21 protein-coding genes are annotated in these 24,714 nt (G+C 66.9%); 8 read left to right on the top strand and 13 right to left on the bottom strand.

Features of this window, described 5'->3' with window-relative positions:
- Positions 1 to 165 precede the first annotated feature (165 nt).
- Both ACTXG9_RS06875 and ACTXG9_RS06870 read left to right on the top strand, forming a co-directional pair.
- On the top strand, positions 166 to 561 hold the full coding sequence (locus ACTXG9_RS06875) for a c-type cytochrome (protein WP_019661290.1): 396 nt from the start codon (positions 166 to 168) through the stop codon (positions 559 to 561).
- 9 nt (positions 562 to 570) lie between these two features.
- Complete coding sequence (locus tag ACTXG9_RS06870; RefSeq protein WP_005416218.1) at positions 571 to 1,032, top strand: c-type cytochrome; 462 nt, start codon at positions 571 to 573, stop codon at positions 1,030 to 1,032.
- Between the two features lie 154 nt (positions 1,033 to 1,186).
- On the opposite strand, the gene ACTXG9_RS06865 is transcribed toward ACTXG9_RS06870, so the two are convergent.
- Both ACTXG9_RS06865 and ACTXG9_RS06860 read right to left on the bottom strand, forming a co-directional pair.
- A complete protein-coding gene (locus ACTXG9_RS06865; protein ID WP_019661288.1) occupies positions 1,187 to 3,070 on the bottom strand; it encodes an ATP-binding cassette domain-containing protein in 1,884 nt (627 codons plus the stop codon).
- Between the two features lie 410 nt (positions 3,071 to 3,480).
- Complete coding sequence (locus ACTXG9_RS06860) at positions 3,481 to 4,356, bottom strand: LysR family transcriptional regulator (protein WP_111099035.1); 876 nt, start codon at positions 4,354 to 4,356, stop codon at positions 3,481 to 3,483.
- A 102-nt stretch (positions 4,357 to 4,458) separates the two neighbouring features.
- Between ACTXG9_RS06860 and ACTXG9_RS06855 the strand changes: the two genes are divergently transcribed.
- Together ACTXG9_RS06855 and dbpA are read left to right on the top strand one after the other, a co-directional pair.
- Positions 4,459 to 5,538: a YeiH family protein gene (locus tag ACTXG9_RS06855; RefSeq protein ID WP_111099034.1), complete on the top strand. Its 1,080-nt coding sequence runs from the start codon at positions 4,459 to 4,461 to the stop codon at positions 5,536 to 5,538.
- 108 nt (positions 5,539 to 5,646) lie between these two features.
- Positions 5,647 to 7,023, top strand: a complete 1,377-nt coding sequence (dbpA, locus tag ACTXG9_RS06850; RefSeq protein WP_134730497.1) for an ATP-dependent RNA helicase DbpA — start codon at positions 5,647 to 5,649, stop codon at positions 7,021 to 7,023.
- A gap of 78 nt (positions 7,024 to 7,101) precedes the next feature.
- Here dbpA and ACTXG9_RS06845 read toward each other — a convergent pair whose 3' ends face one another.
- From ACTXG9_RS06845 to ACTXG9_RS06830, 4 genes are all read right to left on the bottom strand, one after another.
- Positions 7,102 to 7,638 carry an adenine phosphoribosyltransferase gene (locus ACTXG9_RS06845; protein ID WP_019338396.1) on the bottom strand — a complete coding sequence of 179 codons (537 nt, stop codon included), beginning with the start codon at positions 7,636 to 7,638 and terminating at the stop codon, positions 7,102 to 7,104.
- A gap of 684 nt (positions 7,639 to 8,322) precedes the next feature.
- Positions 8,323 to 9,888: a protein adenylyltransferase SelO gene (locus tag ACTXG9_RS06840; RefSeq protein ID WP_111099178.1), complete on the bottom strand. Its 1,566-nt coding sequence runs from the start codon at positions 9,886 to 9,888 to the stop codon at positions 8,323 to 8,325.
- Between the two features lie 32 nt (positions 9,889 to 9,920).
- The gene (locus ACTXG9_RS06835; RefSeq protein WP_021204709.1) at positions 9,921 to 10,610 is read right to left on the bottom strand and encodes a glutathione S-transferase family protein; all 690 of its coding nucleotides are present in this window, start codon (positions 10,608 to 10,610) and stop codon (positions 9,921 to 9,923) included.
- Positions 10,611 to 10,797: 187 nt separating this feature from the next.
- Positions 10,798 to 11,007, bottom strand: a complete 210-nt coding sequence (locus ACTXG9_RS06830; protein ID WP_004153307.1) for a cold-shock protein — start codon at positions 11,005 to 11,007, stop codon at positions 10,798 to 10,800.
- A gap of 301 nt (positions 11,008 to 11,308) precedes the next feature.
- Between ACTXG9_RS06830 and ACTXG9_RS06825 the strand changes: the two genes are divergently transcribed.
- A complete protein-coding gene (locus tag ACTXG9_RS06825) occupies positions 11,309 to 11,797 on the top strand; it encodes a YaiI/YqxD family protein (RefSeq protein ID WP_021204710.1) in 489 nt (162 codons plus the stop codon).
- Between the two features lie 6 nt (positions 11,798 to 11,803).
- On the opposite strand, the gene ACTXG9_RS06820 is transcribed toward ACTXG9_RS06825, so the two are convergent.
- Entirely contained in the window at positions 11,804 to 12,682 is an 879-nt protein-coding gene (locus ACTXG9_RS06820; protein WP_021204711.1) for a pseudouridine synthase, read from the bottom strand.
- A gap of 125 nt (positions 12,683 to 12,807) precedes the next feature.
- Here ACTXG9_RS06820 and ACTXG9_RS06815 point away from each other — a divergent pair, with 125 nt between their 5' ends.
- The 3 genes from ACTXG9_RS06815 (at position 12,808) to ACTXG9_RS06805 (ending at position 16,698) form a co-directional block, all read left to right on the top strand.
- Positions 12,808 to 13,356 carry a YaeQ family protein gene (locus tag ACTXG9_RS06815; RefSeq protein ID WP_111099176.1) on the top strand — a complete coding sequence of 183 codons (549 nt, stop codon included), beginning with the start codon at positions 12,808 to 12,810 and terminating at the stop codon, positions 13,354 to 13,356.
- Positions 13,353 to 14,537 (top strand): BaiN/RdsA family NAD(P)/FAD-dependent oxidoreductase, encoded by a 1,185-nt coding sequence (locus ACTXG9_RS06810; RefSeq protein ID WP_019661264.1) that lies wholly within the window; start codon positions 13,353 to 13,355, stop codon positions 14,535 to 14,537. The genes ACTXG9_RS06815 and ACTXG9_RS06810 overlap by 4 nt, the downstream gene beginning before the upstream one ends.
- Positions 14,538 to 14,628: 91 nt before the next feature.
- Complete coding sequence (locus ACTXG9_RS06805; protein WP_111104613.1) at positions 14,629 to 16,698, top strand: EAL domain-containing response regulator; 2,070 nt, start codon at positions 14,629 to 14,631, stop codon at positions 16,696 to 16,698.
- A 113-nt stretch (positions 16,699 to 16,811) separates the two neighbouring features.
- Here ACTXG9_RS06805 and fabV read toward each other — a convergent pair whose 3' ends face one another.
- The 6 genes from fabV to queA all read right to left on the bottom strand — a co-directional run bounded on the left by fabV (position 16,812) and on the right by queA (position 24,690).
- Positions 16,812 to 18,071: an enoyl-ACP reductase FabV gene (fabV, locus tag ACTXG9_RS06800; protein WP_021204715.1), complete on the bottom strand. Its 1,260-nt coding sequence runs from the start codon at positions 18,069 to 18,071 to the stop codon at positions 16,812 to 16,814.
- Between the two features lie 782 nt (positions 18,072 to 18,853).
- Entirely contained in the window at positions 18,854 to 19,834 is a 981-nt protein-coding gene (secF, locus tag ACTXG9_RS06795; RefSeq protein WP_021202635.1) for a protein translocase subunit SecF, read from the bottom strand.
- 15 nt (positions 19,835 to 19,849) lie between these two features.
- The gene (secD, locus tag ACTXG9_RS06790; protein WP_019661260.1) at positions 19,850 to 21,706 is read right to left on the bottom strand and encodes a protein translocase subunit SecD; all 1,857 of its coding nucleotides are present in this window, start codon (positions 21,704 to 21,706) and stop codon (positions 19,850 to 19,852) included.
- Between the two features lie 61 nt (positions 21,707 to 21,767).
- Positions 21,768 to 22,112, bottom strand: coding sequence for a preprotein translocase subunit YajC (gene yajC / locus ACTXG9_RS06785; protein ID WP_006434333.1), 345 nt, complete (start codon positions 22,110 to 22,112; stop codon positions 21,768 to 21,770).
- 133 nt (positions 22,113 to 22,245) lie between these two features.
- Complete coding sequence (tgt, locus tag ACTXG9_RS06780) at positions 22,246 to 23,376, bottom strand: tRNA guanosine(34) transglycosylase Tgt (RefSeq protein ID WP_005409256.1); 1,131 nt, start codon at positions 23,374 to 23,376, stop codon at positions 22,246 to 22,248.
- A 237-nt stretch (positions 23,377 to 23,613) separates the two neighbouring features.
- The gene (gene queA / locus ACTXG9_RS06775) at positions 23,614 to 24,690 is read right to left on the bottom strand and encodes a tRNA preQ1(34) S-adenosylmethionine ribosyltransferase-isomerase QueA (RefSeq protein WP_134730510.1); all 1,077 of its coding nucleotides are present in this window, start codon (positions 24,688 to 24,690) and stop codon (positions 23,614 to 23,616) included.
- Positions 24,691 to 24,714: the final 24 nt, after the last annotated feature.

Raw genomic sequence — 24,714 nt, 5'->3', positions numbered from 1 at the left:
AAGTAATGCACCACTTCACGGCCACACCATATCCCAAAGGTCATGGTGCCTTCACGCCACCGGTCGGACCGACCCCATTTCAGCTAGATGAAACCTGAGGCTATACTCGGGGCGTTCCGTACCCCACGCCGGAACGACCAGACCCGAATCCCCGGAAACGACACCATGCGCCCGCAGCCGCTCGCCGCTTGTCTCGCTCTGGCCGTCCTCCTGCCCCTTGGGGCCGCCGCACAGCCCGCTCCTGCTTCTGCTCCCGCCACACCTGCCCCGGCCCCGGCTCCTGCCGCCGCGCCGGCGCCTGCCGCGCCCACCGGCAACTTCGACAATGGCCGCGTGCTGGCCTACACCTGCCAGGGGTGCCACGGCATCACCGGCTACAAGAACGCCTACCCCAGCTACCGGGTGCCGAAGATCGGCGGCCAGACCCAGCAGTACCTGGCCCAGGCCCTGGCCGAGTACCGCCAGGGCAAGCGCCGGCATCCGACGATGCAGGCGCAGTCGATGAGCTTCAGCGAACAGGAGATCGCCGATCTCTCTGTTTACCTGTCCACCGTCAAGTAAGGCCCGCCCATGTCGAAAGCCGCGCATCCGATGCGTCACGCCATCGCCCTGTCCGTTGCCCTGCTGCTGGCGGCCTGTTCGCAGTCGCAGGTGGAAAACAGCGAGAAATCCGCCGCCGACCCGGGCCACGCCAGCGGCGAACACGGCTCTTCGTCTTCGGCCGGCCTGCCCGCCGGCCGCGAGGCCGCCGGTGAAGCCCGCGCCAAGGTGAAGGGCAAGGCCACCAACCAGAGCTGCATCGACTGCCACGGGGCCGACGGCAATGCGCCGATCGATCCGACCTACCCGAAGCTGGGTGGGCAGTACGGTGACTACCTGGCGCACGCGCTGCAGGCCTACCGCGCCGGTGACCGCCAGCATGCGCTGATGACGCCGCAGGCGAAGGACCTGAGCGATCAGGACATCGCCGATCTGGCCGCGTATTTCGGTAGCCGGCCGAGCCAGCTGCGGGATCTGCACGGGGTCAAATGACGGCCGGCCCCCCGGTCGGTGCGGACCGTCGGTTGGTAGGTGCGGACCGTTGGTCCGCACAGATTCCGGATATCCACGCATGGCGTGGATCTGCTGAGCCGAGCGTGGGCTCGGCTCTACATCAATCGGCGCGATCGCTGGCGCCGGTCAACGCTCAGCCTTCCAGCTCTTCCCAGCGCGCGTAAGCGGCATCCAGTTCGGCCTGCACCTTGGCCAGCTGCTGGGTGTGCGCCGTCACTTCAGCACTGCTGCGGGTGTAGAACGACGGGTCGTTCATCGCCGAGGTCAGGCCTTCGACATCGCCTTCCAGCTTCTCGATGGTCTTCGGCAGCTGCTCCAGTTCGCGCGCTTCCTTGTAGGCCAGCTTGCGCTTGGGTGCGGCCGGAGCTGCGGTAGCCGGGGTGGCCGGCGCAGCGGCCGCCGGCTTGGCCGCAGGGGCCGCGGCAGGCGCTGCGATGCTGGCCGCATAACGCTGCCAGTCGCTGTAACCGCCCACGTACTCGCCGATCACGCCGTCGCCTTCCATCACCAGCGTGGAGGTGACCACGTTGTCGATGAAGTCACGGTCGTGGCTGACCAGCAGCAGGGTGCCGGTGTATTCGCCCAGCAGCTCTTCCAGCAGCTCCAGGGTTTCCACGTCCAGGTCGTTGGTCGGTTCGTCCATCACCAGCAGGTTGGACGGCTGCGCGAACAGCTTGGCCAGCAGCAGGCGGTTGCGCTCGCCACCGGACAGGCGGGTAATCGGCGCACGCGCACGTTCCGGGGTGAACATGAAGTCCTGCAGGTAGGCATGCACGTGCTTGCGCTTGCCGTTGAACTCGAGGAAATCGCGGCCTTCGGCGACGTTCTCGATCGCGCTCCAGTCTTCGCGGAGCACCGCGCGGTACTGGTCGAAATACGCGATCTGCAGGTTGGTGCCGGCGTTGACTTCGCCCTTGGCCGGCTGCAGCTCGCCCAGCAGGAGCTTCAACAGCGTGGTCTTGCCGCTGCCGTTGGGGCCGATCAGGCCGATGCGGTCGCCGCGCAGAATGGTCGTGGTGAAATCGCGGACCATGGTGCGCTCGCCGAAGGCGAACGAAATGTCCTTGACGTCGATGACCTTCTTGCCGGAGCTGATGCCCTGCGCGGCTTCCATCTTGACGTTGCCGCTGAGATCACGGCGCTGCGAACGCTCCACGCGCATTGCCTTCAGGCGGCGCACGCGGCCTTCGTCGCGGGTGCGACGGGCCTTGATGCCCTGCCGGATCCAGACTTCTTCCTGCGCCAGCAGCTTGTCGAAGCGGGCGTTTTCCTGCGCCTGCGCGTTGAGGCGTTCCTCGCGGCGGCGCTCGTAGTTGGCCCAGTCGCCTGGCCAGCTGGTGACCTGGCCGCGGTCGATCTCGACGATGCGGGTGGCCAGGGCACGCAGGAATCGACGGTCATGGGTGACGAACACCACGCTGCCGCTCCAGCCCTTCAGGAACGCTTCGAGCCAGTCGATGGCCTCGATGTCCAGGTGGTTGGTCGGTTCGTCCAGCAGCAGCACATCGGGGCTGGACACCAGCGCGCGGGCGAGCAGCACGCGGCGCTTCATGCCGCCGGACAGGCGGCCGAACTCGGCCTCGCCATCCAGGTCGAGCTTGGTCAGAGTTTCGCTGACGCGCTGGTCCAGGCCCCAGCCGTTGGCGGCATCGATCTTGGCCTGCACGTTGCCGAGGGCTTCGCCATCGAAGACTTCGGCATGGCTGAGGTGGTGGAATTCGGCCAGCCACTGGCCCAGCTCGCCGAGGCCATCGGCGACGACGTCGAACACCGAGCCGGCGGCGCCGTGCGGCACTTCCTGCTCCAGGCGGGTGACGCGCACGCCCTGCTGCACGCGGACTTCGCCGTCATCGGGCTTGTGGTCGCCGGACAGCAGCTTGAGCAGGGTGGATTTGCCGGCGCCGTTGCGGCCGATCAGGGCGATGCGTTCGCCCGGCTCGATCGACAGTTCGGCTTTTTCCAGCAACAACGGGCCGCCGACGCTGAAGTCGACGTTCTGCAGAGTAATCAGAGGCATCCGGATATTGTACGGGTTGGGGGCGTCGGCCGGGTTGCACCCGGCACCCGCGGTAGTGCCGGCCGCTGGCCGGCAACTTCAACGGCAACGTCAAAAGCTGGTTTCCTGTGGGATGCCGGGGCGGTGCGGGTCTGCAGGACACGCCGTAAACCCCTCCTTGGGGGCTCGATGGCGCCATCCATGGCGCCAACGGTCCTGCAGACCCACACCGCCCCGCCTCTGACAGTTTCCCGCGATCTGTCGGAACGGCATTCTGCGCGGGTGGGTGTCGACCTTGGTCGACACGGCAGATCCAGGCCACGCGTGGATGAGCGCTGCAAGGCCTGTCGATCTGTCGGGGTCGGATCCCGTTGCTGCGCAACGGGCTCTGACCCCTTCGTGGAATTCGCGCAGTGCAAGACCGATCCCTGCTACTCCACCTCCCCCAGCAACGCCTGCAACCCCGGCAACCATTGCTTGCCCGGGTGGCGTACCAACCACAGGGTGCGCTGCAGGGCCGGCAGCGGAGTCTCGAGCACGCGCAGGCGACCCAGGGCCAGCGGCTCTTCCAGCGCGTGGCGCGATAGGCAGGCCAGGCCGAGGCCGGCGATGGCGGCCTGCTTGATCGCTTCGGTATTGCCCAGCTGCAGGGTCTGGGCGAAGCCGCGCAGGTGCGGCAACAACGCCTGCTCCACCGCTTCGCGGGTACCCGAGCCGGGCTCGCGCAACAGCCAGCGTGTACGGCGCAGTTCGTCCAGCGACCAGCGTGCGGGGGCATTGGCGGCAGCCACGATCACCAGCGGGTCCTCCTGCCAGGCCGTGACCTGGAGGCCGCGCTCGTGGCACGGGCCTTCGATCAGGCCGGCGTCCACATCCAGGCGCTGCACGGCGGCGACCACGCCGGCGCTGTTGTCGATGCGCAGGTCGACCTCGGCCTGTGGTGCCTGCCGCAACAGCTCGGCGATGCGCGGTGGAAGCAGGTAGTTGCCGATGGTGGTACTGGCGGCCAGCACCAGCCGCAGCGGCGCGCCCTGCCCCGGATCGCCGCCGGCGGCCAGCTGCCGCTCCAGGTCGGCGGCGTTGACCAGCAGCGTGCGGGCCGGCTCCAGCAGCGCGCGGCCGTGGCCGTTCAGGGCCAAGCGGCGGCCGATGCGGTCGAACAACGGGGTACCGAAGTGTGCCTCCAGTTCCTGCAACGCAGCACTGCTGGCCGACTGCGATAGCGCGATGGCTTGGCCAGCGGCGGTGGTGCTGCCGTGATCGGCGATGGCGACGAAGACCTGAAGCTGGCGCAAGGTCAGGCGCATGTCATTTACCCGCTTAATAGGTAGATTTCACCCATATTATTCGTTTTACAGGTCAGCCATGCAGGCGCACGCTTGCCTGGCCATTCCAGACCTGCCGTTGCCATGAACGCCCCCGCTCTCTCCCCCTGGTCCCTGCCCGCTCTGCGCCAACGCTGGCAGCCACGCCTGCCCGGCCTCTTGCTGGTGGGCCTGATCGCGGCGGCATCCCTGTACCTGGCCGAGCTTCCCTGGTTGCAGGCGCATGGTCTGAGTGCACTGACCGTCGCCATCGTCGCCGGCATCGTGGTCGGCAACACCTTCTACCCGCGGCTGGCGCCGAGCAGCGCGGCCGGTGTCGGCTTCTCCAAGCACTGGCTGCTGCGCGCCGGCATCGTGCTGTACGGCCTGCGCCTGACCTTCCAGGACATCGGCCACGTCGGCGTCAGCGGCGTGCTGATGGACGTACTGGTGGTCGCCAGCACCTTCGGCCTGGCCTGCTGGCTGGGCGTGCGCGTGTTCAAGATGGAACGCGAGGCAGCAATGCTGATCGGTGCCGGCAGCGCGATCTGCGGTGCGGCAGCGGTGATGGCCGCCGAACCGGTGGTGCGCGGCCGCGCGGCGCAGGTCACGGTCGCGGTCTCTACGGTGGTGGTGTTCGGCACGCTGGCGATGTTCCTGTACCCGGCGCTCTATGCACTGGCGCAGTCGCACGGCTGGCTGGCAATGGACGCACGGCAGTATGGCCTGTTCACCGGTGCGACGGTGCATGAAGTGGCGCAGGTGGTAGCCGCCGGCCGCGCGGTCAGCGAAGCCGCCGCCGATACCGCGGTGATCACCAAGATGGTGCGGGTGATGCTGCTGGCGCCGTTTCTGGTCGTGTTGTCGTTGTGGCTGGCGCGTGGCGGCAAGGCCAGCGCCGGCGGCAGCAAGGCCCGCATCGTGGTGCCGTGGTTTGCGTTCGGTTTCGTGGCGGTGGCCGGTTTCAACTCGCTGCACCTGCTACCGGCCGGCCTGCAGGCCGGGCTGGTGCAGCTGGATACCGTGCTGCTGGCGATGGCGATGGCCGCACTGGGCCTGACCACCCACGTCTCGGCGCTGCGCCAGGCGGGCCTGAAGCCGCTGCTGCTGGCGCTGATCCTGTTCGCCTGGCTGCTCTTCGGTGGCCTGGCGATCCACCAGGGCGTGCTGGCGGTGCTGGGCTGAGCAAGAGCGTGCCGACCGGCGGTCGGCACCCACCCGTAGATCCACGCCATGCGTGGATGACCCTACCCCATCAGGCGGGACCGGCCTCGCGGACGGGTACAATGCGCCATGACTGACTTCTCGACCCTGCCGCTGAGCCCGGCCCTGCAGCCCGGCCTGGATGCCCTCGGCTACACCACTCTTACCCCTGTGCAGGCGCAGAGCCTGCCGGCCATCCTCGATGGCCGCGATGTGATCGCACAGGCGCCGACCGGCAGCGGCAAGACCGCCGCCTTCGGCCTGGGCCTGCTGCAGGCCATCGACCCCAGCCTGATCCGCGTGCAGGCGCTGGTGCTGTGCCCGACCCGCGAACTGGCTGACCAGGTCGGCAAGCAGATCCGCAAGCTGGCTACCGGCATCCCCAACCTGAAGCTGTTGCTGCTGGTGGGCGGCGTGCCGCTGGGCCCGCAGCTGGCGTCGCTGGAAGGCCACGACCCGCACGTGGTGGTCGGCACGCCCGGCCGCGTGCAGGAGCTGGCGCGCAAGCGCGCGCTGAATCTTGGCGCGGTGCGCACGCTGGTGCTGGACGAAGCCGACCGCATGCTCGACATGGGCTTCGAGGAACCGATCCGCGAGATCGCCGGCCGTACCCACAAGGATCGACAGAGCCTGCTGTTCTCGGCCACCTTCCCCGACAGCATCCGTGCCATGGCACGCGACCTGCTGCGCGACGCGGTGGAAGTGACCGTCGAAGGCGCTGACCAGGCCCCGGCCATCCGCCATATGTTCTGCGAAGTGGAACCGGCGCACCGGCAGAAGGCGCTGGCCGGCCTGCTGCTGAAGTACACGCCGGAATCGGCGGTGGTGTTCTGCAACACCCGCAAGGACGTGGACGAAGTGGCGAACTCGCTGCAGCAGTTCGGCTTCTCGGCACTGGCCCTGCACGGCGACATGGAGCAGCGCGACCGCGAGGAAGTGCTGCTGCTGCTGGCCAACCGCAGCTGCAACGTGCTGGTCGCCAGCGACGTGGCCGCACGTGGCCTGGACGTGGAAGAGCTGGCCGCGGTGATCAACTACGAGCTGCCGACCGACGTGGAGAGCTACCAGCACCGCGTGGGCCGTACCGGCCGTGCCGGTGCCAGTGGCCTGGCGATCAGCCTGGTGGCCGGCCGCGAGAAGACCCGCGCCGAAGCGATCGAAGCACAGATGGGGCAACCGCTGGATTGGCAGAAGACGCCGCTGGCGACGGCGCGCCCGGCCGAGCTGCCGCAGGCGGCGATGCGTACGCTGCGCATCGATGGTGGCAAGACCGACAAGCTGCGCCCGGGTGACATCCTCGGCGCACTGACCGGCGACGCCGGCCTGTCAGCCAAGTTCATCGGCAAGATCGCGATCTTCCCGACCCGCTCCTACGTGGCGATCGCCCGTGAGCAGGCCAACAAGGCCGTGGCCAGGCTGGAAGCCGGCAAGATCAAGGGCCGTCGTTTCCGCGTGCGGATGATGTAAGGAACAGGGTGGTCGCCGGGCGTGGCCCGGCGCTACCGGCATGCCGTGTGTAGCGCCGGGCCACGCCCGGCGACACGCTCAGAACACCAGTTCGGTGTGCAGTGGCAGGTCCGCTTCCCAGCGTGCGCGGCCGCCGAGTCCGTCCAGTTCGACCAACACGCCGGCACCCACCACCTCGACACCCAGGCGGCGCACCAGCGACAAGGCAGCGACCAGCGTACCGCCGGTGGCCAGCACGTCATCGATGATTGCTACGCGGGCACCGGCCGGCAGCGCATCGGCGTGCACTTCGATGCAGTCGCTGCGGTATTCGAGCGTGTATTCCTCGCGCAGCACCTGGCCCGGCAGCTTGCCCGGCTTGCGCACCGGCACGAAGCCCACGCCCAGTTCCAGCGCCATGGCGGCACCGAGGATGAAACCACGCGATTCGATACCGATCACCGCGTCCAGCTTCTGGTCGCGCCAACGGTCGGCCATCGCGGTGATGGCACCGCGGAAGTCCTCGCCATGGGCGAGCAGCGGCATGATGTCCTTGAAGAGGATGCCGGGCTTGGGGAAGTCGGCGATGTCGCGCAGGCGGGAGGCCCACTGCGGAGCGACGAGGGCGTCGGTCATGTCACGTTGGCTATCTGATGGCGGCATAGGGTACCTGTTCCGGGCGCCGGCTGCCTGTTGGGGTGTTCGGCCGGGCTGCGCCCGGCACCTGCAGAGGCCACCGCGCAAGCAAAAGCGAAAACAAAAGCCGCATTCCGAGGGATGGCGGGGTGGGTCCGGTTGCGGGGGGCGCTGCAAGTACGTCCGTCTAGGCTTGGCAGCCGCTTGCTCGTGTGCGCTTTCCTGCGCACACGGCAAGACCGGGGTTGGGCGTCCTGCCCAACCCGCCCGAGGCATGCCTCGGGCCCATGCGGCTCACGCCCCCGCAACCGGACCCACCCCGCCTTCGACAGATTCCTGCGATCTGTCGTAGATCCACGCCATGCGTGGATGAACTTTCATCGAAATCGAATATTTCGAGAATTGAACGAAAAGCATCCACGCATGGCGTGGATCGACCGTGTCGACCAAGGTCGACACCTACCCACAGCAGCGGGAATCTGTCGGAGGTGGGGCGGTGTGGGGCTGCAGGACCGTTGGCGCCATGAATGGCGCCATCGAGCCCCCATGGACGGGTTTACGGCGTGTCCTGCAGCCCCACACCGCCCCGCCAGACCATCAGCAATCCAGAGCCGCTTTGGCTTTGGCCGTTGCTTGCGCGGTGGCCTCTGCAGGTGCAGGGCGCAGCCCCGCCGAAACCCACCCTCAGGAACTGCAGGACAGCATCGAGCAGCCGGCGCGGTTGTCGGCCCACGCCGGGCGCTTGCCGGCAAAGTGCTCCAGCCCGGCGCGTTCGGTATACGGGTCACGCAGTACGTCCTGCAATGCGTGAACACCGCCCAGGTCGCCCTGCTCGGCGCGATCGATGGCCTCCTGGGCCAGCCAGTTGCGCAGCACGTACAGCGGATTGGCCGCGGCCATTTTCGCCGTGCGCTCGCTGGCCGACAGCGGATCCACGCGCAGTCGCGCCGCGTAGTCCTGCAACCACTGCTGCAGCGGTGCCTGCACCGACTGCTGGCGCGCCTCGTCGTAGTACACCGCGTCAAGCACGCCCACATCGGGCGACGTTGGATCAACGCGCATCAGCGCGCGCCAGGCCAGCGTCATGTCCATGCTGCCGTCCTGCATCAGCTGCTGCCAGCGCAGGTAGAGCTGCAGGTCCTCATCATCCGCCGCTGCCAGGCCGAGCTTGGCCGCTGCATCGCGACGGGTGCAGGCAACGAACGTGGACTGGTACGCCGCCAGTCCCGCTTGCAACGGTTCGACATCGGCAAACAATGGCGACAACGCCTGCGTCAGTCGGCTCAGGTTCCAGTACGCCACCTGCGGTTGGGTGCCGAAACGATAGCGCCGGCCTTGGGCATCGGTGGTATTCGGCGTCCAGTCCGGATCGAAGTCCTCGACCCATCCATAGGGACCGTAATCCAGCGTCAGGCCTAGCACGGACAGGTTGTCGGTGTTCATCACGCCATGCACGAAGCCGACGCGCATCCAGTGCGCGATCATCTCGGCAGTGCGCACCGCGATCTGCGCGAACCAGTCACCGTACAGCGCCTCGCCCTGCCCTTCGAGCTCCGGAAAGTCGCGGGCGATGCACGCGTGGACCAGCTGCCGCAACAAGCCAGTTTCACCACGCGAGGCCGGCAGTTCGAATGAGCCGAAGCGCAGGAACGACGGCGATACACGGCACACGATGGCGCCGGGTTCGGCGCGGGGATGACCGTCGTAGAACATGTCACGCACCACGTCTTCGCCGGTGCCGACCAGCGACAACGCGCGCGTGGTCGGCACGCCCAGGTGATGCATCGCCTCGCTGCACAGGAATTCGCGGATGGACGAGCGCAGCACCGCGCGGCCATCGGCGCCCCGCGAATACGGGGTGGGGCCGGCACCCTTCAGCTGCAGCTCCCAATGACCGCCATCCGGCGCGACCAGTTCGCCCAGCGAGATCGCGCGGCCATCACCCAGCTGCCCCGCCCAGTGGCCGAACTGATGCCCGCCATAATTGGCCGCCCACGGCTGCATGCCGGGGTACAGCGCATTGCCACCGAACACATCGGCGAAGCCATCGCTCTCCACTTCATCGGCATCGAAGCCGAGCATCGCCGCCACCTCCGGCGACCAGGCCAACAGCGTGGGCGCCGCCACGGGCGTCGGCATCACCGGCGACCAGGCGGCGCCCAGCACTTCACGCCTGCGCGGGCCGGACTCTGGGTCACCCGGCAGGGCATTCAGCAGGCGATTGTCGAAACGGGGGCTGTCGTTATCCATGGTGTAGAAGATGGGGGCGACGGCCGACGGCCTCAATTGCCGCTCAGCGCCTGCAGATGTCCACCGTGGGCCTCGGCGCGCTGGTAGGCCGGGCGCTCGCCAATGCGCTTGAGGAAGCCGCGCAGCGCCGGCTTGTCGTCGAGGCCACCGCCGCGCGCGGCCGCAGCCTGGATCGGAAAGCTCATCTGGATGTCGGCTGCGCTGAACCGCTCACCCGCGAACCAGGGGCTTTCGGCCAGGCGGCGCTCCATCCAGTCCAGGTGCAGGCGCCGCTGCGGACCAATGAAGCCGCGTTCGGCCTTGTCGGCGATGCTGCGCGCGATCGGGCGGGCGAAGAACGGCATCGGCGCGTTGCGGATGCGGCCCATCACCAGGGTCAACAGCAGCGGCGGCATCGCTGAGCCTTCGGCGTAGTGCAGCCAGTAACGGTAGGCGATGCGCTCGGCGCCATCGGCCGGTGTCGGGGACGGCGACAGCTGGCGTTGGGTGTCATAGCGATCCGCGAGGTAGTCGAGGATCGCGCCGGACTCGGCCAGTACCAGCTCACCGTCCTGCAGCACGGGGGACTTGCCGAGCGGATGCACCCTGCGCAGCTCGGGCGGTGCCAGCAGCGTCTTCGGATCACGGGGATAACGGCGCAGTTCGTAGTCCAGCCCCAGCTCCTCCAGCATCCACAGCACGCGCAGGGAACGGGAGTTTTCCAGGTGATGGACAATGCGCATGGGGATGATCCTTGGGGAGGCCCACATCGTACCGCGCGCAGTGCATGCCCTTTGTAGAGTCGAGCCATGCTCGAGTGGCTTTGAGAGCAGTCGAGCGTGGCTCGACTCTACAAAAAAACAACGGGCAATAAAAAACGCCGGAAGCTCTCGCTTCCGGCGTTCTGGCTACCAAACGGCAGCAGACGGATTAGACCGCCTGCACCTGGTCAGCCTGCATACCCTTCTGACCCTGGACGGCGATGAAGGTAACCTTCTGGCCTTCCTGCAGGGTCTTGAAGCCGGTGCCCTGGATGGCACGGAAGTGCACGAACAGGTCCGGGCCGCTTTCCGGGGTGATGAAGCCGAAGCCCTTGGCGTCGTTGAACCACTTGACGGTGCCGGTCTGACGATCAGACATTTGACTAACTCCTGAAACACATGTTGAAAAAATCGCAGCCACCGGGTATCGGGGCCGAGACTGAGTTGCAGGCGTTGGTAAAGCGGATCGATGAGCGGATCGTGAGATCAACTGCACCAGGCCACGATTCACGGTGACCCTAGCAAACACAGTGGGGCCAACGATACGCGTGTTTTCTGCAAAAAGCGATAGCCGGGGCGTTCATGGGCTGGCCCCGCCCGCTAGACGTGGCAAGGGTTGGCAGCCGGTCGAGGCTAACCCTGAGCCCCCATTCAGGATTTTCCTACCCTACACTGGGTAAATGACTGAAGCTGAAACCCAAGCTGAACTGGCCCTCCCCCGTATCTGGGTGGACGCGGACGCCTGCCCCGCCGTCATTCGCGACATCCTGTTCCGGGCCGCTGAACGGGTCGGGATCGAACTGACCCTGGTTGCCAACCAGTGGATCCGCACCCCGCCGTCGCGCTGGTTGCGCTCGATCCAGGTCCCCCAAGGCCTGGACGTGGCCGACAGCGCCATCGTCGAACGGGTCGCCGCTGGAGACCTGGTCGTCACCCAGGACATTCCGCTGGCCGCGCTGGTGCTGGAGAAGAAGGCCGTGGCGCTGAACCCGCGCGGTCAGCTGTACACCCCGAACAACATGGCCGAGCGGCTGTCGATGCGCAATTTCATGGAAGAACTGCGCGGCGCCGGGGTCCAGACCGGCGGCCCGCCACCACTGGGCCAGCGCGACCGGCAGCTGTTCGCCGCCGAGCTGGACCGCTGGCTGGCGCGGCGCCCGGCCCGCTGAACGGGCCTAGTCGCCCTGACCCGGCAGCACCAAGCGGTGCTGGCTGCGGAAGCGCCGTCGCTCCCCGCTCAACGGATCATTGAAGGCCAAGCCCTGCGCCAGCAGCTGCAGGGGCGGCTCGTCCGCCCCCTCCGGGCGCACTCTGAGCTGCGGATACAGGTCGTCGCCCACGATGGGCGCACCCAGCATCGCCATGTGCACCCGCAGCTGGTGCTTGCGGCCGGTTTCCGGCAGCAGCCGGTAGCGCCAGATCGCCCCCTCGGCTTCGACCAGTTCGACCCGGCTGCGCGCATTGGGCTCGCCCGGCACTTCAGCCATGCGGAAGAACGGCTCGTCTGGCGCCAGCCGGCTGTGCCGCAGCAGCGGGAACGCCAGCCCAGGCAGCGCCGGTGCCAGCGCCTCGTAGGTCTTTTCAATGCGGCGCTCGCGGAACAAGCGCTGATAGGCATCGCGTGTCGCCGGCTGGGTCGAAAACAACACCAGCCCCGCCGTGAGCCGGTCCAGGCGGTGCAGTGGTACCAGATCCGTGTTGCCGGTGCGGGCGACCAGGCGCGACAGCAGGGTTTCGCGCACATACCCACCGGCCGGCGTTACCGGCAGGAAGTGCGGCTTGTCGGCCACCAGCAGGTGCTCATCCAGATGCAGGAGGGTCTCGGCGAAGGGAATCACCGGCTCGTCGGCAACCTCGCGGAAGTACTGGATTTCCAGCCCCACCTGCCAGGGCATGTCCGGCGCCAGTGCCCTGCCCTGCGCATCCTGCACACGGCCTCGGGCGAAGCGGTCCTGCCATTGCGCGCGACCGATGCGCGGGAAACGCGCGCACAGGCCATCGAGCAGGCTGGGCCAGTGGCCGGGGGGCAGCTGCAGGTGGCTGGGCAGGGTCATGGCGTCCATTCCGGCCACGGGAAAGAGCGCCAAGAGTGCCACCGTTGACGCTGCGCAGACAGCCCGGCAACGGACACCCTTCGAGCAAACCTCTATCATTGACGTCTTTAGTCCACGGATCCCCCATGGCTCTTACCGCCACCATCCGCAAGGCCGAACTGCAGATCAGCGACATGGATCGCGGCTACTACGCGACCCACAACCTGACCCTGGCCCAGCACCCGTCCGAGACCGACGAACGATTGATGGTGCGCCTGCTCGCCTTCGCTCTCAATGCCAGCGATCGCCTGGAGTTCGGCCGCGGCCTGAGCACCGACGATGAGCCGGACCTGTGGGAACACGACTACACCGGCGACATCCTGCAGTGGATCGACCTGGGCCATCCGGACGAATCGCGCATCCGCAAGGCCAGCAACCGCAGCCGCCAAGTGCAGGTGATCAATTACGGCGGCAACGCCTCGGAGATCTGGTGGGGCAAGCAGGGCAAGGGTCTGGCGCGCTTCGACAACCTGTCGGTGGTCGACCTCGACGGTGCCTTCGTAGAACTGTGGGGCCAGCAGATCCAGCGCGCGATGCGCTGGAGCGTGCTGATCCAGGACGGTGAAGTGCAGCTGCTCAACGATCAGATGCAGCTTGACGTGATCCCGGACTGGCGCAAGCGCGCCAAGGCATGAGCACGATCCGCTGCGACGTGGTGGTCATCGGCGCCGGCGCGGCCGGGCTGATGACCGCGATCACGGCTGGCCAGCGCGGTCGCCAGGTGCAGGTGATCGACCATGCCAACAAGGTCGGCAAGAAGATCCTGATGTCCGGCGGCGGCCGCTGCAATTTCACCAACACCGGCACCACCCCGGCCAACTTCCTGTCGGCCAACCCGCACTTCTGCAAGTCCGCGCTGGCGCGCTACACGCCCTGGCACTTCATCGAGCTGGTCAGCAAGCACGGCATCGCCTATCACGAAAAGGAACTGGGCCAGCTGTTCTGCGACATCTCGTCCAAGCAGATCGTGAAGATGCTGGTGGACGAATGCCAGGCGGCCGGTGCCCAGATCCGCACCGAATGCAGCGTGCAGCGCATCGAGCACGGCAGCGATGGTTTCCGCGTGCACACCACGCAGGGCCTGTTCCATTGCGCCTCGCTGGTGGTTGCCACCGGCGGCCTGTCGATTCCGAGCATGGGCGCCACCGGCTTCGGCTACGAAATTGCCCGCCAGTTCGGCCACCAGGTGCTGCCGACCCGCGCCGGGCTGGTCCCGCTGACGCTGAGCGGCAAGCACCAGGAGCGGCTGGCCGACCTCAGCGGCGTCGCACTGCCGGTCGAGGCGCGCTGCAACGGAAAGAGTTTCCAGAACTTCATGCTGCTGACCCACCGCGGCGTGAGCGGCCCGGCCATCCTGCAGATTTCGTCGTTCTGGCAGCCCGGCGATGCGCTGGAGCTGGACTTGTTGCCCGGCCAGGATGCGGGCGAGTGGCTGCGCCAGATGAAGCGCGAGCGGCCCGCCGCCGAGCTGCGCACCGTGCTGGGCGACGTGATGCCCAAGCGGCTGGCGCAGCGCCTGTGCGAGCACTGGCTGCCGGACCGCCCGGTGCGTCAGCTGGACGAGCCGGTGCTGCGCCAGGCCGCGCAGCTGCTGGGCGCGTTCCCGCTGGTGGCCAGCGGCACCGAGGGCTATCGCACCGCCGAAGTCACCCTGGGCGGCGTGGATACCGCCGAGGTGTCGTCCTCGACAATGGAATCCAAGCGCGTACCCGGCCTGCATTTCGTCGGCGAGGTGCTGGATGTGACCGGCTGGCTGGGCGGCTACAACTTCCAGTGGGCCTGGGCCAGCGGCCACGCGGCCGGTGGCGTGGTGTGAACCACATCGCCGTTCGTTGCGCGCAAGGGGTGCGCGCATGGACGGTTCGGCGCGCATCGTGTATCTAGATTTGCAGATTGGGGAGCAGTGCATGCAGAACGCGAACGACATCACCATCCGCCTGCTGATCGTCGATGACAGCGGCGAGAATGCCGAAGCCATCGTCAGCACCCTGCGCAACAGCGGCATCGCGGTGCGTCCGTGGCGCCCGCAGGATGCTGCCGAGCTGGCCCAGGTGCTGGCCAGCCAGGCCATCGACCTGGTGCTGGCCTCGCCTTCGCAGGGCATTCCGCTGCCGCTGGTGGCCCAGCATATTGCCGCCAGCGGCAAGGACATCCCGCTGGTACTGCTGGCCGAGCGCATCGACGAAGACGAACTGGTACAGGCCAGCAGCCATGGCATCCGTGCCCTCGCCCTGCGCCAGCGTTCCGAGCACCTGCTGGCCGTGGTCCGTGACCAGTGGGTGGACCTGCAGGCACGGCGTGGCCTGCGCCGCATCGAGGCGCAGATGCGTGAGACCGAGCGCCGCTGCGATGCGCTGATTGCCTCCTCGCGCGATCCCATCGCCTACGTGCATGAAGGCATGCACATCCGTGCCAACGACGCTTACCTGGAGATGTTCGGTTACGAGCATTTCGACGATATCGAAGGCATCTCGCTGCTGGACATGGTTGCCGCGCAGCACGTGGAAGGCTTCAAGCAGCTGCTGAAGGGCCTCAGCCGCGGCGAAGCGCCGCCGCCGCAGTACCAGCTCGACGCGCGCCACCAGGATGGCAGTGCGTTCCCGGCGACGATGGAATTCACCGCCGCCACCTACGAGGGCGAATCCTGCCTGCAGGTGGTGCTCCGCCGCCGCATGGAGTTCGATCCCGAGTTGGCACGCGAGGTCGAGGACCTGCGCCAGCGTGACCAGGTGACCGGCCTGCTCAACCGACCGACCTTCATGCTGCAGTTGGAAAGCGCAGTGGCCCAGGCCGGGCGCAGCGAGGGCCAGTTCGGACTGCTGCTGATCGAGCCGGACCACTATGCGCGCCTGCTGCCGGACATCGGCCTGGCCTCGGCCGATACGCTGATCGGCGCCCTCGCCGGCCTGCTGGCCGAAGTAGTTGGCGCGGACGCGCAACTGGCCCGCTTCGGCGAACACAATTTCGCCGTGTTGCAGGCCGGGCCCTACGCGCAGACCGTGGCGCTGGCCGAGCGCATCCGCGAAGCCTACGCCGCACACGTCTTCAGCATCGGCGCGCGTTCGGCCACGGTAACGGTCAGCATCGGTGGCGTGCAGGTGGGCGAGAAGATCGCCAGCATCGGCCAGGTGCTGGCACGCGCGAGCGAATGCACGCAGGCCGCCGCCGAACTGGGCAACACCTGCCGCATCTTCGACCCGGCCGCCGCCGACCGGGTCGAGGAAGAGCGCGTGCTGCGCTGGGTCGCCCGCATCCGCGAGGCGCTGGCTGGCGACGGCTTCCAGCTGCACTACCAGCCGGTGCTGAACCTGCAGGGCGAGCCACTGGAGCTTTACGAGGCCTACCTGCGCCTGGAACACAATGGCGAACTGCTGAGCCCGACCGCGTTCCTGGGCATCGCCGAAGAGCACGGGCTGCTGGCCGACATCAACCGCTGGGTGGTCTCGCAGGCGATCGCGGTGCTGGGTGAACGCGCGCGTGCGGGTCATGCCACCCAGGTGCTGGTGAAGGTCACGCCGGAATCGTTCGATGACCCGCAGATGATCGCCACCCTGCGCCGCGAGCTGCAGGCGCAGGGTTTACCCGGCGAACGGCTGTGGCTGCATGCGCCGGAAGCCAAGGTGTTCACCCACCTGCGCAGTGCGCAGCAGTTCCTTGCTGAAGTGGCGCCCCTGGGCTGCCGCATCGGCCTGGAACAGTTCGGTTCCGGACTGGATTCGTTCCAGCTGCTCGCCCACTTCCAGCCGCAGTTCCTCAAGCTGGACCGCGGTTTCACCAGCGATCTGGCGGCCACCCGCGAGAACATCGATCGCATCAGCCAGATCACCGCACGCGCGCAGGAGGCCGGTATACGCACCATCGCCGAGTTCGTCAGCGACGCCAATTCGATGACCCTGCTGTTCAGTGCCGGCGTGGATTACGTGCAGGGCGATTTCGTCGGCCCGGCGTTGCCGGAGATGGGGTTCGAGTTTGGGTGATGCCTCTCTGTAGAGCCGAGCCATGCTCGGCTGCGGGACTCAAGCGAAGAGCAGCCGAGCATGGCTCGGCTCTACACAAAGAGAAGGCCGGCTTTCGCCGGCCTTTTCGTTGATCAGGTCATGTCGACCAGGTTGTCGATCTTCACGTCCGGATTGACGTCGGCCTCGTAGTCGACACCCTCCACGCCAAAACCGAACAGGCGCAGGAAGTCGGCCTTGTAACCGGCCAGGTCGCTGATTTCGTACAGGTTCTCGTTGGTCACCTGCGGCCACAGCGCGACCACCTTGCCCTGCACGTCCGCCGCCATTTCCTTGTAGTCGGCACGCAGGCGGCCTTCCTCGTCGACCAGCGCAACGGTGTGGCCATCGCCATCGACCAGATCGTGGCGCAGGCGGTCGACCGCCGTGCCATCGGCCCTGCCGCCGTAAAGGATGTCGTACAGCACGTCGAGCTGCTCGATGCAGCCTTCGTGAGTACCCTTTTCCTTCATCACCTTGAACAGCAGCGACAGGTACAGCGGCATGGTCGGAATGGCCGAGCTGGCCTGGGTCACCACGGCCTTCAGCACCGACACGCGCGCGTCGCCGCCGATTTTCGCCAGCTTCTCGCGCAGGCCCAGCACCTTGGTGTCCAGGTCCTTCTTGGCGGCGCCGATCGAGCCGTTCCAGTAAATCGCCTGGGTGATCTCTTCGCCCACGTAGGTGAAGGCCGTGGTGGTGCAGCCGTTGGCCAGCACGCCGGCATCGGCCAGCGCGTCGATCCACATCTGCCAGTCTTCGCCACCCATCACCGCAACGGTGCCGGCGATCTCTTCCTGCGTGGCAGGCTGCAGAGTGGTCTCGGTGATCACTTCCTTGTCGGTATCCAGACCACGCAGGGTGATCGGCTCGCCGATCGGCTTCAGCGTGGAGCTGATGATCTCGCCGGTCTTGGGGTGCTTGCGGCGCGGCGCCGCCAGGCTGTACACGACCTGGTCGACCTGGCCGAGATCGGCCTTGATCATCTCGATGGTTTTCGCCTTCACCTCATCGGAGAAGGCATCGCCGTTGATGCTCTTGGCATACAGGCCGGCTTCGTCGGCGTACTTGTGGAACGCGGCCGAGTTGTACCAGCCGGCGGTACCCGGCTTGGATTCACTGCCCGGGCGTTCGAAGAAGATGCCCAGCGTTGCCGCGCCACTGCCGAACGCGGCGGTGATGCGTGCGGCCAGGCCGTAGCCGGTGGAGGCGCCGATCACCAGCACGCGCTTGGGGCCGTTCTGGATCGGCGGGCGCGCGCGGATGTAGTCGATCTGCTGCTTGACCGCGGCTTCGCAGCCAGTCGGGTGGGTAGTGACGCAGATGAAGCCGCGGACACGCGGTTTGATGACCATGGATACCTCGGGTTGGCAGATGCGGCGCACGGGGCGCTCAGCAGGAATACGGGCGCGCGCCTGTGCGCGCGAACCGCAGGATCGTAGTGTGCGGGGGCCGAATGCACAACCGACGCTGGCGTAGGGTGGGGTTTCTTTGCAGGGTTGCACCCTGCACCTGCGGTAGTGCCGGCCGCTGGCCGGCAACCTCAACAGCAACGTCAAAAGCCGGGCTACTGAGGGATGCCGGGGTGGGTCCGGTTGCGGGGGACGCCGTTAACCCGTCCATGGGGGCTTGGCCGCGCATCCATGCCGCGGACACCCCCGCAACCGGACCCACCCCGCCTTTGACAGTCTTCCGCGATCTGTCGGAACAGCTCTTGGGGTCAGATCCGTTTTTCGAAGGAAAACGGATCTGACCCCAGAATTGTTTCGATATCTGACAAATGTGTCGACCAAGGTCGACACCTACCCACAGCCGTGGGGATCTGTCAGAGGCGGGGCGGTGTCGGAGTGCGGGGTGTCAGCCGCATGGGCCCGAGGCATGCCTCGGGCGGGTTGGGCAGGACGCCCAACCCCGGTCTTGCCGTGCGCGCAGGACTGCGCGCACGAGCAAGCGGCTGCCAAGCCTACAGGGACGTACTTGCGGCGCCCCCGCACTCCGACACCGCCCCACCAATCCACGGAATGCCCGCTGTTGCTGTTGCTGTTGCTGTTGCCTCTGCAGGTGCAGGGCTGCAAGCCCTGCCAACAAAAAACCCCGCTTGCGCGGGGTTCTCTGCGTGTTGCGTGCAGCGGGACGCTTACGGACGACGGGCCAGGGCCTCGACGTCCTTCGCCTTCGGCAGCAGGTCCTGCTTGCTGACGCGCAGGAAACCGATCGTCAGCATCGGCACCGCCACCAGGATCGAGGACAGCACCACGATCACTGCACCGATCATGTGCGTCTCGGCCAGGCCTTCCATCGAGCTGCCACCGTACAGGTACAGGGCCAGCGCGGACAGGAAGAACATCACCGCGGTAATCACCGTACGCGACAGCGTCTGGTTGATCGAGCGGTTCAGCACTTCCATCGAGTCCACGCGCAGGCTGCGGAAGTTCTCGCGGACGCGGTCGAAGACCACGATGATGTCGTTGATCGCAAAGCCCATCACCGAGAGCAGGCCGGCCAGCACGGTCAGGTCGAACTCACGGCCCAGCAGGGACACGTAAGCCACCGTCACGATCAGGTCGAACATCGCCACGATGCTGGCGGTGACCGCGAACTTCCATTCGAAGCGCACCGCGATGTAGATCAGGAAGCCGGCCAGCATGAAGATGGTGGCGTACAGGCCATTCATCGCCAGGTCCTTGCCGATCTGCGGGCCGACGAACTCGTTGCGCAGCACGGTGGCCTGGTTGTCAGCCGTGGACAGTGCCTTCACCACGGCAGCGGCAGTGGCCTTGTCCTCGGCAGCGGCATCACCGGTGCCCGGCGCATGCTCGCCGTGCGGCGCCAGGCGGATGAGCAGATCGGTGTTGCCACCGACGCTCTGCACCTGCGCGCCTTCGAAGCCGTTCTGCTCGAGCTTGGTGCGGACCTGCTCGACGTCCACCGCCTTGTCGAAGCGGGCTTCGATCAGGGTGCCGCCGGTGAAGTCCAGTGCGTAGTTGAAGCCCTTGATGCCGATGATGGCGACCGAGGCCAGGAACACCACGATGGTGACTGCCATGGCGACATGGCGCCAGCGCATGAAGTCGATCTTGGTGTCGTTCGGGAGGATGTGCAGCGGAAACAGTTTCATGTGCGTGTCGTCCCGTCAGATGGCCACGTTCTGGAGCTTCTTGCGGCGGCCGTAGATCAGCGTCGCCAGCGCACGCGACACGGTGATCGCGGTGAACATGGAGGCGAAAATACCGATGATCATGGTCAGCGCGAAGCCCTTCAGCGGACCGGTACCGAATGCAAACAGCGCCACACCGACGATCAGGCCGGTCAGGTTGGCGTCGAGGATGGTGCCCGAAGCACGCTCGTAACCGGTCACGATCGCGGTCTTGCCCGGCACGCCGGCACGCAGCTCTTCTCGGATACGCTCGTTGATCAGCACGTTGGCGTCCACCGACAGGCCGACCGACAACGCCAGGCCGGCGAAGCCCGGCAGGGTCATGGTCGCGCCGAACAGCGACATCACCGCCACCACGATCAGCAGGTTGAACAGCATCGCCGCCGAGGTGATCACACCGAACATGCGGTAGTAGATGCTGAAGAACACCAGGGTGAACAGGAATGCGAACACGACCGCGCGCATGCCGTTCTTGACGTTCTCGGCGCCCAGGCTCGGGCCGACCACGCGCTCTTCGACGAAGTCCATCGGCGCAGCCAGCGAACCCGACTTCAGCAGCTTGGCCAGGTCCTCGGCTTCCTTCTTCTGCAGGCCGGTGGTCTGGAAGTTCTTGCCGAACACACCATTGATGTTGGCCACCGAGATCACTTCCTCGTTGACCTTGAAGCCACGCACTTCCTGGCCGTCGACGACGGTCACGGTCGGCACGCGCTCGGTGTAGACCACCGCCATCGGCTTGTTCACGTTGGCGCTGGTGAAGTCGAACATGCGCTGGCCGCCGACATTGTTCAGCGTCACGCTGACGGCCGGAGAGCCACTGTTCGGATCGGTCACCGCCTGCGCGCCGACCATCTGGTCACCGGTGACGATCACTCGCTTGTTCAGCAGCACCGGGCCCAGGCCGTCACGACGCTGGTACACCTTCGCCTCCGGCGGGATGCGGCCGGAATTGATGGCGTCCTGCGCATTGCCCTCGACCACCGCGCGGTACTCCAGGGTGGCGGTGGCGCCGATCATGCGCTTGGCTTCGGCGGTGTCCTGCACACCCGGCAGCTGCACGACCACGCGGTCCGCACCCTGCCGCTGGATGATCGGTTCGGCCACGCCCAACTGGTTCACACGGTTGCGCAGGGTGTTGATGTTCTGCTCGATGGCGCCATTGGCGATCTGGGTGATCTCGGTCTCCGGCACGGTGACCGTGATGCGGTTGCCACTGACGTCATAGCCCAGCGTCGGCTGCGCCTTCACGAGGGCGGCGCGCGCACGCTGCGCGGCGTCGTCGCCGGCGGACGGGCTCAGGTTGGCCACGATGCTATTGTCGGCACGGCGTTCCACCGACTGGTACGGAATGCGGGCGTCGCGCAGCGTGCTGCGCACGTCTTCGGTATAGGCATCCAGGCGCTTGTCGAGGGCAGCCTTCTGGTCGACCTGCAGCACGAAATGCACGCCGCCCTGCAGGTCCAGGCCCAGCACCATCGGGCGACCGCCGAGTTTGGCCAGCCAGTCCGGCACGGTCGAGGCCAGGTTCAGGGCCACGGTGTAGTTCTCGCCGACGGTGTCACGCAGGGCGTCGCTGGCGGCGGACTGCGCCTTCAGGTCCGGCAGGCGGACGATCAGGCTTTCCCCTTCCTTCTCGGCGCCGACGGGAGTGATACCGGCCTTCTTCAGGTCGGCCAGCACACGGTCGCGCAGCGCATCATCGATCTGCCCGCCACGGTTGGCGGTGATCTGGACGGCCGGGTCCTTCTGGTAGATGTTGGGCAGCGCATACAGCGCACTGAGCGCCAGTACGATCAGGATGACGACGTACTTCCAGCGTGGAAATTCGAGCATTGCTTGGGTCCCGCGCGGCGCCATCCCCGGCGCCGCGGTTGTGCATCGGAAAGGGAGTGGCTTACTGGGCCGACTTCAGGGTACCGGCCGGCAGCACGTTGCCGACAGCGCCCTTCTGCACGCGGATGCGCACGTTGTCAGCCACTTCAATGGTGATGAAGTTGTCGCCGATGTCGGTGACGATGCCGGCGATGCCGCCGTTGGTCAGCACTTCATCGCCACGCTTGATCTTCTCCAGCATGGCCTTGTGCTCCTTCTGCCGCTTCATCTGCGGGCGGATCATCAGGAAGTACATGATGGCGATCAGGATGATCGGGAACAGCAGCGTGGTCAGGCCCATGCCCTGCGGTTGGCCGCCGGCGGCCTGGGCGTGGGCGGCGGGAATCAGGAAAGCAAGCAGGTTCATCGTTGGTCCTTTGGTTGGGCGGCGCTCCCGTCCCTTGAGGGCCGGGGGTGTCGACCGCGGATCTGGGTCAGCCTTGAAGTATGCCACGGCCCCGGGCGTTCGTCCTTGGACCGTTTGGCAGGGGGCGTCCGGGTTAGAGGGGCGGGGCCACCGCCCCGCGTGCCGCGTAGAAAGACTCACGGAAGGCCAGGAAGGTTCCCGCCTCGATGGCCGCACGGATGTCGGCCATGAGCTTTTCGTAATAGAACAGGTTGTGCAGGGTGCCCAGCATCGGCGCCAGCATCTCGTTGCAGCGGTCCAGGTGGCGCAGGTAGGAACGGGTATAGCCACCGGTGCAGGCCACGCAGCCGCAGCCCGGCTCGATCGGGTCCATGTCGCGCGCGTACTGGGAATTACGGATGCGGACGGTGCCGAACGAGGTGAAATAATGGCCGTTGCGCGCATTACGGGTCGGCATCACGCAGTCGAACATGTCCACGCCACGTGCGACACCCTCGACCAGGTCCTCCGGCCGGCCCACACCCATCAGATAGCGCGGACGGTCGCTTGGCAGCTCCGGGTCCAGGTGGTCGAGCATGGCGTTGCGCTCGTGCTCCGGCTCGCCCACGGCCAGGCCGCCGATGGCATAGCCGTCGAAGCCGATCGCCTGCAGGGCCTCGGCCGAACGGCTGCGCAGATCGGTGTGCACGCCCCCTTGGACGATGCCGAACAGGGCCGCGTCGTTGCCGAGCTCGTCATGCGCGTTGCGGCTGCGCTGGGCCCAGCGCAGGCTCAGCTCCATCGAGCGGCGCGCCACATCCTCGGTGGCCGGATAAGGGGTGCACTCGTCGAAGATCATCACCACGTCCGAATCGAGCACCTTCTGGATCTTCATGCTCTCTTCCGGGCCCAGGAACACGCGGGCACCATCGGTGGGCGAGGCGAAGGTCACGCCCTGCTCGGTGATCTTGCGGCGGTGGGCCAGCGAGAACACCTGGAAACCACCCGAATCGGTCAGGATCGGGCCATCCCAGCGGCAGAAGCCATGCAGGCCGCCGTGGTCGGCGATGATGTCCAGGCCCGGGCGCAGGTACAGGTGGAAGGTGTTGCCGAGGATGATCTCGGCGCCCAGCGCCCGCACCTGGTCCGGCAGGATGCCCTTGACCGAGCCATAGGTCCCCACCGGCATGAAGGCCGGCGTTTCCACCGTGCCACGCGGGAAGGTCAGGCGGCCACGGCGGGCACGGCCGTCGCGGGTCTGGAGCTGGAACTGCAATCGGGACATGGAGCGGTCATTCGGGCAAATAGTTGCCCATTGTCTCCCAAAACCGCCCTCCCTGCTCCGGTAGCGCCGGGCCACGCCCGGCGGAGCGGTTTGCCCGGGATGGCCGGGGCTACCGGATTCATCACGCATGGTGTGGATCTACCTGGGCAGTAGAGCCACGCCATGCGTGGCTTTCCTGGTCTCCAGGCACCTGCAAGTGCGCACCAACGGTGCGCACCCACCACAAGCAGGCAGAGGTCAGCGCCCTACCCCCGCCTGCGGGAACAGCAGCATCGCGTCGCCGTAGCTGAAGAAGCGGTAGCGCTGCTCGATCGCGTGCCGGTAGGCCTCGAACACCCGCTCCTTGCCGGCAAACGCGGAGATCATCATCAGCAGGGTGCTTTCCGGCAGGTGGAAGTTGGTCACCATCGCGTCGACGCTGCGGATGCGGTAGCCCGGGGTGATGAAGATCTGCGTTTCACCGGCGAACGGCAGCAGCTCGCCATCGCGCATCGCGCTTTCCAGCGCGCGTACCACGGTGGTGCCGACGCCGATCACCCGGCCGCCGGCGGCGCGCGTGCGCCGCACCTGCTGCACCAGTTCGGCGCCGACGTTCAGCCACTCGCGGTGCATCACGTGGTCCTTCAGGTCATCGGCGCGCACCGGCTGGAAGGTGCCCGCCCCCACGTGCAGGGTGACGTGGCCGAAGTCCACGCCCTTCTCCTTCAGCGCGGCCAGCAGCGGTTCGTCGAAATGCAGGCCGGCGGTCGGTGCCGCCACCGCGCCCACTTCGCGCGCGAACACGGTCTGGTAGCGCTCGCGATCGTCCACGCCCGGCTCACGCTGGATGTACGGCGGCAGCGGCAGGCGGCCGGCGTGCAGCAGCCACTGCTCCAGCGACTCAGGCACGTGGAACTGCAGCACGTAGAACTCGCCGTCGCGACCCAGCACCTCGGCCTCCCCACCGGCATCCAGCGCAATGCGGCTGCCGGCCTTCGGCGACTTGCTGGCGCCGACCTGGGCACGGGCCTGCTGGCCACCGAGCAGGCGCTCGATCAGGATCTCCACGCGGCCGCCGCTGGCCTTCTGCCCGAACAGGCGCGCCGGGATCACGCGGGTGTCGTTGAACACCAGCAGGTCGCCCGGCTGCAGCAGGGACGGCAGGTCGCGCACCTGCAGATCGGTGAAGGGCGCAGGTGCGGCCGGCACCAGCATCAGGCGGCTGGCGGAACGTTCGGCCAAGGGAGCCTGCGCGATCAGTTCAGCCGGCAGGTCGTAGTGGAAATCGGACTTCTTCAAGGCAGTGGGCGGCAACAGGTCGACAATGGCGCGCATTGTACGTCCAGCGTCTGCGAGCCG

Source organism: Stenotrophomonas maltophilia group sp. LNF247, from assembly GCF_054083135.1.
Note: the sequence above shows the minus strand (reverse complement) of the source record. Positions and strands in the feature narration are given on the sequence as shown.

What these genes read in the sequence shown, in the direction of transcription:
- ACTXG9_RS06805 (WP_111104613.1), top strand. Translation starts at nt 14,629, where the DNA reads ATGCAGAACGCGAACGACATCACCATCCGCCTGCTGATCGTCGATGAC.
- ACTXG9_RS06835 (WP_021204709.1), bottom strand. Translation starts at nt 10,610, where the DNA reads ATGCGCATTGTCCATCACCTGGAAAACTCCCGTTCCCTGCGCGTGCTG.
- ACTXG9_RS06865 (WP_019661288.1), bottom strand. Translation starts at nt 3,070, where the DNA reads ATGCCTCTGATTACTCTGCAGAACGTCGACTTCAGCGTCGGCGGCCCG.
- ACTXG9_RS06845 (WP_019338396.1), bottom strand. Translation starts at nt 7,638, where the DNA reads ATGACCGACGCCCTCGTCGCTCCGCAGTGGGCCTCCCGCCTGCGCGAC.
- dbpA (WP_134730497.1), top strand. Translation starts at nt 5,647, where the DNA reads ATGACTGACTTCTCGACCCTGCCGCTGAGCCCGGCCCTGCAGCCCGGC.
- yajC (WP_006434333.1), bottom strand. Translation starts at nt 22,112, where the DNA reads ATGAACCTGCTTGCTTTCCTGATTCCCGCCGCCCACGCCCAGGCCGCC.
- secD (WP_019661260.1), bottom strand. Translation starts at nt 21,706, where the DNA reads ATGCTCGAATTTCCACGCTGGAAGTACGTCGTCATCCTGATCGTACTG.
- ACTXG9_RS06870 (WP_005416218.1), top strand. Translation starts at nt 571, where the DNA reads ATGTCGAAAGCCGCGCATCCGATGCGTCACGCCATCGCCCTGTCCGTT.
- fabV (WP_021204715.1), bottom strand. Translation starts at nt 18,071, where the DNA reads ATGGTCATCAAACCGCGTGTCCGCGGCTTCATCTGCGTCACTACCCAC.
- ACTXG9_RS06860 (WP_111099035.1), bottom strand. Translation starts at nt 4,356, where the DNA reads ATGCGCCTGACCTTGCGCCAGCTTCAGGTCTTCGTCGCCATCGCCGAT.
- ACTXG9_RS06855 (WP_111099034.1), top strand. Translation starts at nt 4,459, where the DNA reads ATGAACGCCCCCGCTCTCTCCCCCTGGTCCCTGCCCGCTCTGCGCCAA.
- ACTXG9_RS06820 (WP_021204711.1), bottom strand. Translation starts at nt 12,682, where the DNA reads ATGACCCTGCCCAGCCACCTGCAGCTGCCCCCCGGCCACTGGCCCAGC.
- tgt (WP_005409256.1), bottom strand. Translation starts at nt 23,376, where the DNA reads ATGTCCCGATTGCAGTTCCAGCTCCAGACCCGCGACGGCCGTGCCCGC.
- ACTXG9_RS06840 (WP_111099178.1), bottom strand. Translation starts at nt 9,888, where the DNA reads ATGGATAACGACAGCCCCCGTTTCGACAATCGCCTGCTGAATGCCCTG.
- ACTXG9_RS06815 (WP_111099176.1), top strand. Translation starts at nt 12,808, where the DNA reads ATGGCTCTTACCGCCACCATCCGCAAGGCCGAACTGCAGATCAGCGAC.
- ACTXG9_RS06830 (WP_004153307.1), bottom strand. Translation starts at nt 11,007, where the DNA reads ATGTCTGATCGTCAGACCGGCACCGTCAAGTGGTTCAACGACGCCAAG.
- secF (WP_021202635.1), bottom strand. Translation starts at nt 19,834, where the DNA reads ATGAAACTGTTTCCGCTGCACATCCTCCCGAACGACACCAAGATCGAC.
- ACTXG9_RS06825 (WP_021204710.1), top strand. Translation starts at nt 11,309, where the DNA reads ATGACTGAAGCTGAAACCCAAGCTGAACTGGCCCTCCCCCGTATCTGG.
- ACTXG9_RS06875 (WP_019661290.1), top strand. Translation starts at nt 166, where the DNA reads ATGCGCCCGCAGCCGCTCGCCGCTTGTCTCGCTCTGGCCGTCCTCCTG.
- queA (WP_134730510.1), bottom strand. Translation starts at nt 24,690, where the DNA reads ATGCGCGCCATTGTCGACCTGTTGCCGCCCACTGCCTTGAAGAAGTCC.
- ACTXG9_RS06810 (WP_019661264.1), top strand. Translation starts at nt 13,353, where the DNA reads ATGAGCACGATCCGCTGCGACGTGGTGGTCATCGGCGCCGGCGCGGCC.